Raw genomic sequence first — 9,409 nt, 5'->3', positions numbered from 1 at the left:
GGAACAGTCCTCTACCCGCTCGGCATGATCGACCGTAGGAACCGGTACCTGGCCATGGGGGAGGACGGCGCGGTGTACATGGGCATGGATTCGGTCTCGCTGTGGGCCGCCACACCTGACGAAGCCATGGAAAAACTCACCAGGCCGATCCGCCCAGAAGCTCTGAACTGATCAGACCCCCCGGGCGACTTGGTGCCTGATAGCCGAACGGGGGGCTGGCGGCACCCTCGCGGACTACTGGCCCAAGCTGGAGCGCGCCCAGGTCCTTTGATCGAATTCGAGGCCGAGAGGAAGCTGTTCTCCGGACGTCTGAGGAGCGGCCGGGACCACATCTGGTTCTCCAGCAGCGATGGGACCATCCCCCGTGGCGCGATCCGCTATCACGGTCCGATGTCGGGATGGACGGCCTGAGCGACGCGGATCGCCCGGAGACACACCACTGCGAGGAACACCCATGGATCTCACCGGCCACTCCACGGACTTCACCGTGGACGCGTCCTTCCCCGACGCCATGCGCCGATTCGCGTCCCGCGCGCGGCGCCGATGGCCGCAGCTCCTGCTGTCCGGGGAGCCGGTCGCGCGGGAGAGGGACTGGCGGCTGCCCGAACCCGACGGCGACTACTCCGGGATCGTCACTTTCTCCTCCAGCCCGGAGATGGAGGATTTCTGGGAGGAGAACGGCTATGCCCTGGACGACTCGGGCCAGGGACCGTACGCCGTGTTCTACCGACGCCGTACGGGGCCGTTGCACGCCACTACGGTCGCCGGAATCAGGACGGACGACCCTGACGTAGTGCAGGCCGTCAAGGGAACAGGCCTGCTGATGGCCGAGTTCTACACCATCAGTCTGCTCACACCGGAGGACCCCGTGACCGACCCCTTCTCCGCAGCGGTGGTGGACGACTTCGTCGGGTCCTTCGACGCGACGGTGTAAGTCGTCACGGCCCGGCGGGCCCTGGGGCGACACCGTGGCTGAGGCGATCGGCAGCGGGTCAGCGCCTGCCGGGTTCTGGAAACGCTCTTCACCGGCTCCGTTTTCCGACGAGTAGGACCTCCGACATCATGACAGCAGAGTTCTTGATGGATCTCGACGAGGGAATGGTCGAGTACTTCCGCGACATCGCGAACGAGATGATCTCGCGGTTCGGTATGTCCCGGGCGGAAGCGGTGGCCAGGATAAACGAGCGGTACCACGACGCGGCGATCTCCGCGTACCCCGATCTCATGTGCCACGAATTCCCGGAGTACTGGTCGTACGGCCTGTACTACTACCCGAACGAGTCCGGACGCCTGCCCACCGGTGACGAGGACGACGACGAGGGCTTCGACCTGTCCGCCCTGCGCGTCCGCCCCACGCCTCCGACGGGCTCGCACTACTGGACCGTTGAGGCCTGACCGCCTTGCTCGCGACGTACACGGAGGCAACTGATCGGGCGGCATGCCGCCCGACGGTCCGGACGACCCGTAGCCGACCCCTGACGCCCCGGATGGAACCACAGGAGTGACGAGGATGACCGACCTGGAGCGGGTGGACTCCCTCGTCACCGGCGGATACATCGGCGCCCAGCGGGCCGAGGACACCGCGGCCGTGGTGCCTGCGGCACGGCAGCGCGTCCTCGACTGGCTGCGGATCACGTCCGCCGAGGGGGACCGGCGCCGCTTCGAACGACTCGCGTCGCTGGCGCTGCACATCCACCCGGAAGGGCTCGGACCGATCCTGGCCGCGGTGCTGGTCTCGGGGCCCGCAGGCGTGAACACCGAGGACCTGGTCGACCTGCTCGGAGAGTTGCGGGCCCCGGAGGGAGTCGAGCCGGTCGCCGCCCTGGTACGGGAACGGAAGTCGACCGACGGTCCTTACTTCAGCTTCTGCGTCAAGGCCCTTCAGACGCTGGGCGAGATCGGCACCCCGGAAGCCGTCGGATTCCTGCGCGGCATCGCCACCGGTGATCCCGCGGCCTGGCCCGACCCTCTGCGCTGGCACGCCGCGGAGGAACTGGGCATCGAGGACGAACTCGGCTTCGACGAGGAACGGATGCTGGGCGGATCGTGAGCCGCCAGCATCCGCCGGGTGGCGAGGACCGCGCACCGTACCCGATCTCGACGAGATCGAGGCGATCTGCGCGGCGGCCACGCCCGGGCCCTGGTTCGTCAGGCACCTGGACGACGGCCACGCCATGAACCTGCTCGCTGTCAGCACGGTGGCGGACACCGGACGCGGGGAGCGGTGGCCCGACTTCGACCACAGGGAGCCGATCGCGGCCCCCTGGTGCAGGAACCACGCTACGTGGACTGCGGCGACGAACGCTGGGACGAGAACGCCGCCTTCATCGCGATGGCCCGGGAGGCCGTGCCTCGGCTCGTGCAGGAGGTGAGGCGCCTCCGCGAACTGCTTGAGGCCGCTGACGTGGACACCGACCGCTGACAAGGCAGGGGCGTGCCCCCACTGCGGTCAGGAGTGAAATTCACGAGTACGGAGGAGGGACCGCCGCCGGAGTGGGTGCCCTTGCGGGTGCCGGAGGCCATCAGAGGACGGGGCCGGTCGAGCGGGAGACTGCGGCCGGTCGTTCCGCGGGGACCGGTGGCGGAGCCGCGACCGGGCCCTCGGCGACCGTCCCCGTTCCAGGGCCGCTCCCGGTCGGCGCCGTCGACTCGCTGGGGTCGGCCGAGGGCGAGGCGGACGGGGAGGCCGGGGTGTCCGGCGACGGTGACGACGAGGTCGGCGACACGTCCGCGGACGACGCCCCGGGGTCCGGCGAGGAGCCGGTGCCCCTGACCCCGGCCGGTAGCGTCGCCTTCACCGACGTCGACGCGCTCGGCCGGGCCGCTCCCGGTGTGCCGGTGCCGGACGCCCGGGGCGACGCGTCGGCCGAGGGGGTCGTACCGTCGCTCACGGCCGGGCCCGCGACCGAGGAGCCGCCGTCCGAGGAACGGGCGGAGCCGGCGGGCGCCGGTGAGTTCTCGACCCGGCCGGCCGGCTGGTCGCCGTGCTGCCCGGGCACCGGCAGCCAGGGCGCGTCCGAGCCGCCGGACAGCAGGGTGACGACGATGACGACGGCGTAGACGGCGCAGGCCAGCCCGATGGCCATCCCGATCCTGCGGAACCGGCGGCTGCGACGCCCCGACACGTCCGCGGACGCGGGTGCGTCGGAGATCTCCCGCGCGCCGGGGCGTATCCGTACCCCGCCGACGTCGTGCTCGACGCTCACCCGGTCGGGGACCCGCGACCGGCCCGCGGCCGCCTCGACGACGCTCCAGGGGTTCCGTGACGGTGCCGCCCGCAGCGCCTCTGTCACCGCCTCGCCCGCCCCGGCACCGACGCCACCACCACCGCCAACCCGGAACCCACCCGGCCCGAGCCCGACGCCCCATGCCCCGGCACCCCCTGCCCCGGCGCCCCCGGGCTCGTCTCCCCCGACCAGCGGCACGTCCTCCGCGCAACCGATCAGCGGCACCTCCTCGGCGTCCCCCGCCACCGGTCGGGTCTCTTCTCGCCAATTCTTCATGCGCGCACATCCCCCCACGGGACAGTTCCGGGCGCGCTGACGAACCCGAGCACACGTCAACGGATCGGGCCCCCACCCGTTCCGAGCGCTCCCTTCCAGCTCTCCGTGCTCGGGGCCATGAAGCTAGCGCACGAGGGGGTGCCGTTGTCCGGATGTGTCATTTGTGGTCGTCCATCACCTCTTGATCACTGGCCGGAATCCACCCGTCGGCCGGCCGCTGAAGCCACCCTTCCGCGCGCCCGATCTCGGCGGCCGCCCGCCGCAGCGCGTCGAGTCCCGGATGGACCAGCCCCTTTCGCCACACGAGCGACACGGGCGACAACGGCACCGGATCGGCCAAGGGGCGCGACACGCTTCCAGGTATGGCCGGAAAACCCACTACCGCGAGAATGGGATACCGGTCCTTGGCCATGACCCGCTGGAACTCCTCCTCACCGACGGCCAACGGCAGCGGCGGGGCGACGGCGATCCGCCGCCCCTCGAAGAGACGAAAGGCCAGGTCGGTCCATTCCAGGGTGCGTTCGTTCCCGGCGCCGGCGTACACGGTCTCGCCCGCCAGCGCGGCCAGCGGTACTGCCTCCAGGGTCGCCAGCCGGTGGTCGGAGGGGAGAATTACGGCCATGGGTTCGAATCTGACGGGCAGGTGTTCGAGTCCGGAGCGCAGTGCCGGGTCGAGTCCCGCGAACCGTCCGAAGGACACGTCGAGCCGCCCGGCGAGGAGTTCGGCCGCCGCTCCGGTGAGCCCGCTCTCGTAACGGGCCATCAGTTCGCAGTCCGGGGCGAGTTCGCGGGCGCGGTGCAGCACCCGGCGGCCGGTTTCGAGGCCCGGCGAGTTCAGGTCCACCAGCAGCGGCCTGGCCTGCCCGAACGCGGCGAGCAGCGCGTCCTGGGCGGCCAGCACCCGGCGGGCGTAGGGCAGCAACCGGACGCCGTCGGGTGTCAGGGCGACCTGCCGGGTGGTGCGCAGGAACAGCTCGGCGCCCAACTCCCGCTCCAGTCGCCGTACATCACGGCTGAGCGCCTGCTGGGCGACGTAGAGCCGGGCGGCGGCCCGGGTGAAGTGCAGTTCCTCGGCGACGGTGACGAAGACGCGCAGGAGCCGGGGGTCGATGTGGGCGGGCGGGGCGGGCGCTGACATCACACGAACTTACAACACAGGTGCGTGAATCGGCACTGAGCAGGTGTTGGACCCCACGCACCGCCCGGCGCGACGGTGGTGTCCATGCCAGAGCCGACCCAGCCGACCAGACCGGCCCCTCGCCCGTACACCCACACCGTCACCGCCGACTCCCTCGTCACCGTCGATTTCAGCCCCCGGTTCGACGGCCCCTCCCGCTCCCCCTCCCGCTCCCGCCCGCCCGGCCCCTACCGCCGCCTCTTCGCCCGCCCCGGCACCCGGGCCTTCACCGTCGGGAACCTCATCGCCCGGCTCCCCATGGGCATGTTCAGCGTCAGCGCGGTCGTGATGATCGCCGGCGCCCGTGGCTCGTACGCCCTGGCCGGTGCCGTCACCGCGACCGGCCTCGCGGCGACCGGGTTGGCCGGGCCGTGGATCGCGCGGCTCGTCGACCGGTACGGGCAGGCCAGGGTCGCGGTGCCCGCCACGGTCACCGCCGCCCTCGGCAGCCTCGCCCTGCTGCTCTGCGTCCGGTACGGCACCCCGGACTGGACCCTGTTCGCCGCCTACGCGGCCACCGCCGCCACCCCCAACCTGGGCGGCATGTCCCGCGCCCGCTGGGCCCACCTGCTGCGCGCCGACCCGGACGCCCTGCACACCGCCAACTCCTTCGAGCAGGCCGCCGACGAACTGTGCTTCATGCTCGGTCCGGTCCTCGCCTCCTTCCTCACCGGCACCTTCTTCCCGGAGGCCGGCACCCTGGTCGGGGCGGTGCTGCTGCTCACCGGGGTGCTGCTGTTCACCGCCCAGCGCGCCACCGAGCCGCCGCTGCGGCCCGCGGCGAGCACCGCGCGGACCCCGCTGCGCCTCGCCGCCCTGCTCGCCTGCTTCGTCGCCACCGGCGCGGTGTTCGGCTCGATGGAGGTCGTCACCATCGCCTACGCCGACGCGCAGGGCCACCGTTCGGCCGCCGGTGCCGTCCTCGCGCTCCAGGCCGCCGGGTCCTGTGCGGCGGGTCTGGTGTACGGGGCGCTCAAGCCGACCGGTCCGGCCGAACGGCGGTTGCCCGTCTGCCTGTTGGCGATGGCGGTCCTGATGTCCCTGCCCCTGCTCGCGGCCCGTACCCTCGACTCCCTGTGGGCTCTCGCCCCGGCCCTGCTCGCGGCCGGAACGGCGACCGCGCCGACCATGGTGACCGCGATGACCCTGGTCCAGGACCGCACCCCGCAGGGCCGCCTCAACGAGGGGATGAGCCTCGTCGTCACCGCCCTGCTGACCGGTGTCGCGACGGGATCCGCGGCCGGTGGCTGGGCGGCGGAGCATGTCGCTCCGGCGGCCGCCTACCTCACCCCGGTCGCCGCGGCCGCCGCGGCCTTTCTGATCCACACCGCCAGTCGAATCGCTTCCCACAATTCTCGCCACACCCATTGACGGCCTCACAGCCCGCACCTACCTTCCATCGTCGAAGCGCTTCGACGTCCGGCATCGAATCGATTCGACGCGGGACGAGCACCATCCACAACTCCCCGGGAGGCACTGGATGTCGACGACACGAACGCGAACAGGGCGGACACGGCGGCTGACAGCGGCGGCGGCGGTGGCCCTCTCCGGATCACTGCTGCTGACCTCCTGCGGCGGCTCGGGCGGCAGCACGTCCGACGCCAAGACCCTGCGCCTGTGGCACTACGAGGCACCGAACAGCGCGATGGGCATCGCCTGGAACGAGGCCATCAAGGAGTTCGAGGCGAGCCATCCCGGCGTGAAGGTGAAGTACGAGGAGAAGAGCTTCGAGCAGATCCAGAAGACCGCTCCGATGGTCCTCAACTCCTCCGACGCCCCGGACCTCATGGAGTACAACAAGGGCAACGCGACGGCGGGACTCCTCTCCAAGCAGGGGCTCCTGACCGACCTGACCGCCGAGGCGGCCAAGCGCGGCTGGGACAAGCAGCTCAGCGCGGGCGTGCGCACCACCAGCCAGTACGACGCCGACGGCGTGATGGGCTCCGGCAAGTGGTACGGAGTGCCCAACTACGCCGAGTACACGATGGTTTACTACAACAAGGACCTGTTCAAGAAGTACGGGATCGCCGAGCCGAAGACGTTCGACGACCTCACGGCGGCGATGGGGAAGTTCGTCCAGAACAAGGTCACTCCGCTGGCCAACGCGGGCTCCGAGTACCTGGCGCAGCAGTACCTGTACCAGCTGGCGCTGTCGAAGGCCGACCGCTCGTGGGTCGACAGGTACGAGCTGTACAAGGGCAAGGTCGACTTCCACGACACCGCCTGGACGTACGCGGCGGACACCTTCGCCGACTGGGTGAAGAAGGGCTACATCGCGAAGACGTCCAGCGGGACCACGGCCGAGCAGGCGGGCGTCTCGTTCATCCAGGGCAAGGCGCCCATCCTGTTCTCCGGCAGCTGGTGGTACGGCCGCTTCCAGTCGGAGGCGAAGTTCGACTGGGGCAGCTTCCTGTGGCCCGGCTCGAACCTCACCCTGGGCTCCGGCGGCAACCTGTGGGTCGTACCGAAGAACTCCGGGAACAAGGACCTCGCCTACGACTTCATCGACATCACCATGTCGAAGAAGATCCAGAACCTGCTCGGCAACAAGGGCGGAGTCCCGGTCGCGGCCGACCCGAGCGCCATCACCGACCCCAAGTCCAAGCAGCTCATCGCCGACTTCAACACCGTCAGCAAGCGCGACGGCCTGGCCTTCTACCCGGACTGGCCGATCGCCGGCTTCTACGACACCCTGGTCTCCGAGACGCAGAAGCTGATCACCGGCAGCGAGAAGCCCGACGCCTACCTGAGCAACCTCCAGACGGCGTACGACAAGGGCACCAAGTGAGGGTGCGCCGGGACTCCTACGCCCTGTTCCTGCTCCCCGGCGCCCTCGCCTTCCTCGCGGTCGTGGTCGTCCCGTTCCTGATGAACACGGGCATCGGCTTCACCGACTGGCAGGGCGTGGGCAGCCCGCACTGGTCCGGGCTCGCCAACTACCGCGAGCTGCTGCACGACTCGGAGTTCTGGGCGTCGTTCCGGCACAGCCTCTTCATGGTCGTCGCGATGGCGGTGCTCCCGACCGCGCTCGGACTGGTCCTGGCCGCCGCCCTGTTCGACTACGTCGGCAAGCACTTCGGCACCCGGATCGCGGCGGTCCTGCGCGCCTGCTTCTACCTCCCGCAGGTGCTGCCGGTCGCGGTGGCCGGCATCGTCTGGAGCTGGATCCTGGCCCCTGACAACGGTTCCCTCAACGCCCTCCTGAAGGCCGTCGGCCTGGGCTCCTGGCAGCAGGACTGGCTCGGCGACCCGGACCTCGCCCTCTACACGGTGATGGGCGTGCTCGTCTGGGTCCAGCTCGGCTTCCCGCTGGTCGTCTTCATGGCCGGGCTCGGCCGCGTCGACCCCCAGCTGTACGAGGCGGCCGAACTGGACGGCGCCGGCTGGTGGCGCCGCTTCCGGCACATCACGGTGCCGCAGATCCGCCCCGAGGTGTACGTCGTCCTGACCTGGTGCACGATCGCCGCGCTCAAGGTCTTCGGCGCGGTGTACGTGCTGACGAAGGGCGGCCCCGGCGGCGCCACCGACGTCCCCTCCTACTTCTCCTTCACCACGTTCTTCGAGAAGACCCAGGTCGGCTACGGCTCGGCGATCTCCACCGTCCTCACGGTCCTCATCCTCGCCCTGGCCCTGCTCGGCCTGAAGCTGCAGAACCGCGCGGAGGCCGTATGACCCGCCCGACCGTCCTGCGCCGCTCCCCGGTGCTCCTCGCCCTCTGCCTCGCCGCCCTCTTCATGGTCGTCCCGTTCCTGATCGTGGCGGTCAACGCGGTGAAGTCCCCGGCCGAGTACTCCCAGCATGGCCCGCTGAGCCTCCCCCACGGCCTCTACCTCGACGGCCTCAAGGACTTCTGGCAACGCGTCGACTACACCCAGAAGCTCGTCAACTCCACCCTGATCAGCGGCTCGGTGGCGCTGCTCGCCACCGCCCTCTCCGTCCTCAACGCCTACGCGATCGGCGTCGGCCGGATCCGCGGCCGCACCTGGGTGCTGGCCTTCTTCGTGCTCGCCAACATGCTGCCGCAGGAGGCGCTGGTCTACCCGCTCTACTACCTGAGCAAGCAGGCGGGGCTGTACGACACCAGGCTCAGCGTGATCATCGTGTTCACGGTGATCCAGTCGGCGTTCGGGACGTACCTCCTCTCCGCGGTCCTCGGACAGTTCCCGCGCGAGATCATCGAGGCGGCCCGGATCGACGGCGCGAACAAGTGGCAGATCCTGGTCCGGATCGTCGTCCCAGTCAGCCGCCCGACCCTCGGCGTGCTGCTGGTCTTCTTCTTCATCTGGACCTGGAACGAGTTCCTGCTGCCGCTGGTCATGCTGATCTCCAACGACAACCAGACGGTCTCCGTCGCCCTCGGCGTCCTCCAGGGCCAGCGCCTGATGGACGCCACGATGACCAACGCCGCCGCCCTGCTGGGCGTGCTCCCGGCCATCGTCTTCTTCCTCGTCTTCCAGCGCACGCTCACCCGGGGCATCGCCGTGGGCGCCGTCAAGTAGGGGGTACGTGAGTGAAGTTCACCGACGGTTACTGGCTGCTCCGCGAGGGCGTCACCGCGGCCCACCCGGTCGAGGTCCTCGACGTCACGGCCACGGACGGCGCGTTGGAGATCCACGCGCCGACCCAGCCCATCCGCCACCGCGGCGACCTGCTGAAGGGACCGGTCGTGACGATCACCGCGCACACCCCGATGCCGGACGTCATCGGCGTCACCTTCACCCACTTCGAG

The 9,409-nt window shown here is 70.2% G+C and carries 12 protein-coding genes; 10 read left to right on the top strand and 2 right to left on the bottom strand.

Annotated features, from left to right (window positions below; translation table 11 throughout):
* The 5 genes from ABZ646_RS32550 to ABZ646_RS32530 form a co-directional block, all read left to right on the top strand.
* Positions 1-171 (top strand): SUKH-3 domain-containing protein (locus ABZ646_RS32550; protein WP_360526870.1); only part of this gene is annotated, 171 nt, incomplete at its 5' end.
* A gap of 283 nt (positions 172-454) precedes the next feature.
* Positions 455-934 (top strand): hypothetical protein, encoded by a 480-nt coding sequence (locus ABZ646_RS32545; RefSeq protein ID WP_360526867.1) that lies wholly within the window; start codon positions 455-457, stop codon positions 932-934.
* Between the two features lie 128 nt (positions 935-1,062).
* Positions 1,063-1,395, top strand: a complete 333-nt coding sequence (locus ABZ646_RS32540) for a hypothetical protein (protein ID WP_360526864.1) — start codon at positions 1,063-1,065, stop codon at positions 1,393-1,395.
* Positions 1,396-1,510: 115 nt separating this feature from the next.
* Positions 1,511-2,050, top strand: a complete 540-nt coding sequence (locus ABZ646_RS32535) for a hypothetical protein (protein WP_360526861.1) — start codon at positions 1,511-1,513, stop codon at positions 2,048-2,050.
* Positions 2,051-2,284: 234 nt separating this feature from the next.
* On the top strand, positions 2,285-2,422 hold the full coding sequence (locus tag ABZ646_RS32530) for a hypothetical protein (RefSeq protein WP_360526858.1): 138 nt from the start codon (positions 2,285-2,287) through the stop codon (positions 2,420-2,422).
* A gap of 100 nt (positions 2,423-2,522) precedes the next feature.
* Here ABZ646_RS32530 and ABZ646_RS32525 read toward each other — a convergent pair whose 3' ends face one another.
* Together ABZ646_RS32525 and ABZ646_RS32520 are read right to left on the bottom strand one after the other, a co-directional pair.
* Complete coding sequence (locus ABZ646_RS32525) at positions 2,523-3,503, bottom strand: hypothetical protein (RefSeq protein ID WP_360526855.1); 981 nt, start codon at positions 3,501-3,503, stop codon at positions 2,523-2,525.
* A gap of 157 nt (positions 3,504-3,660) precedes the next feature.
* Positions 3,661-4,641 (bottom strand): LysR family transcriptional regulator, encoded by a 981-nt coding sequence (locus ABZ646_RS32520; protein WP_360526851.1) that lies wholly within the window; start codon positions 4,639-4,641, stop codon positions 3,661-3,663.
* Positions 4,642-4,725: 84 nt separating this feature from the next.
* Here ABZ646_RS32520 and ABZ646_RS32515 point away from each other — a divergent pair, with 84 nt between their 5' ends.
* From ABZ646_RS32515 to ABZ646_RS32495, 5 genes are all read left to right on the top strand, one after another.
* Positions 4,726-6,051 (top strand): MFS transporter, encoded by a 1,326-nt coding sequence (locus ABZ646_RS32515; protein ID WP_360526848.1) that lies wholly within the window; start codon positions 4,726-4,728, stop codon positions 6,049-6,051.
* A 109-nt stretch (positions 6,052-6,160) separates the two neighbouring features.
* Entirely contained in the window at positions 6,161-7,468 is a 1,308-nt protein-coding gene (locus ABZ646_RS32510; RefSeq protein ID WP_360526845.1) for an extracellular solute-binding protein, read from the top strand.
* Positions 7,465-8,352 (top strand): sugar ABC transporter permease, encoded by an 888-nt coding sequence (locus ABZ646_RS32505; protein ID WP_360526842.1) that lies wholly within the window; start codon positions 7,465-7,467, stop codon positions 8,350-8,352. The genes ABZ646_RS32510 and ABZ646_RS32505 overlap by 4 nt, the downstream gene beginning before the upstream one ends.
* On the top strand, positions 8,349-9,179 hold the full coding sequence (locus ABZ646_RS32500; RefSeq protein ID WP_360526839.1) for a carbohydrate ABC transporter permease: 831 nt from the start codon (positions 8,349-8,351) through the stop codon (positions 9,177-9,179). Before ABZ646_RS32505 ends, ABZ646_RS32500 begins: the two co-directional genes overlap by 4 nt.
* An 11-nt stretch (positions 9,180-9,190) precedes the next feature.
* The coding region (locus ABZ646_RS32495; protein WP_360526836.1) for a hypothetical protein at positions 9,191-9,409 on the top strand (219 nt) is incomplete at its 3' end.

Origin of the sequence: Streptomyces sp. NPDC007162, from assembly GCF_040634175.1 — a bacterium.
In the GTDB taxonomy this organism is placed as follows: domain Bacteria; phylum Actinomycetota; class Actinomycetes; order Streptomycetales; family Streptomycetaceae; genus Streptomyces.
Note: the sequence above shows the minus strand (reverse complement) of the source record. Positions and strands in the feature narration are given on the sequence as shown.

What these genes read in the sequence shown, in the direction of transcription:
- ABZ646_RS32545 (WP_360526867.1), top strand. Translation starts at nt 455, where the DNA reads ATGGATCTCACCGGCCACTCCACGGACTTCACCGTGGACGCGTCCTTC.
- ABZ646_RS32540 (WP_360526864.1), top strand. Translation starts at nt 1,063, where the DNA reads ATGACAGCAGAGTTCTTGATGGATCTCGACGAGGGAATGGTCGAGTAC.
- ABZ646_RS32535 (WP_360526861.1), top strand. Translation starts at nt 1,511, where the DNA reads ATGACCGACCTGGAGCGGGTGGACTCCCTCGTCACCGGCGGATACATC.
- ABZ646_RS32525 (WP_360526855.1), bottom strand. Translation starts at nt 3,503, where the DNA reads ATGAAGAATTGGCGAGAAGAGACCCGACCGGTGGCGGGGGACGCCGAG.
- ABZ646_RS32520 (WP_360526851.1), bottom strand. Translation starts at nt 4,641, where the DNA reads ATGTCAGCGCCCGCCCCGCCCGCCCACATCGACCCCCGGCTCCTGCGC.
- ABZ646_RS32515 (WP_360526848.1), top strand. Translation starts at nt 4,726, where the DNA reads ATGCCAGAGCCGACCCAGCCGACCAGACCGGCCCCTCGCCCGTACACC.
- ABZ646_RS32510 (WP_360526845.1), top strand. Translation starts at nt 6,161, where the DNA reads ATGTCGACGACACGAACGCGAACAGGGCGGACACGGCGGCTGACAGCG.
- ABZ646_RS32500 (WP_360526839.1), top strand. Translation starts at nt 8,349, where the DNA reads ATGACCCGCCCGACCGTCCTGCGCCGCTCCCCGGTGCTCCTCGCCCTC.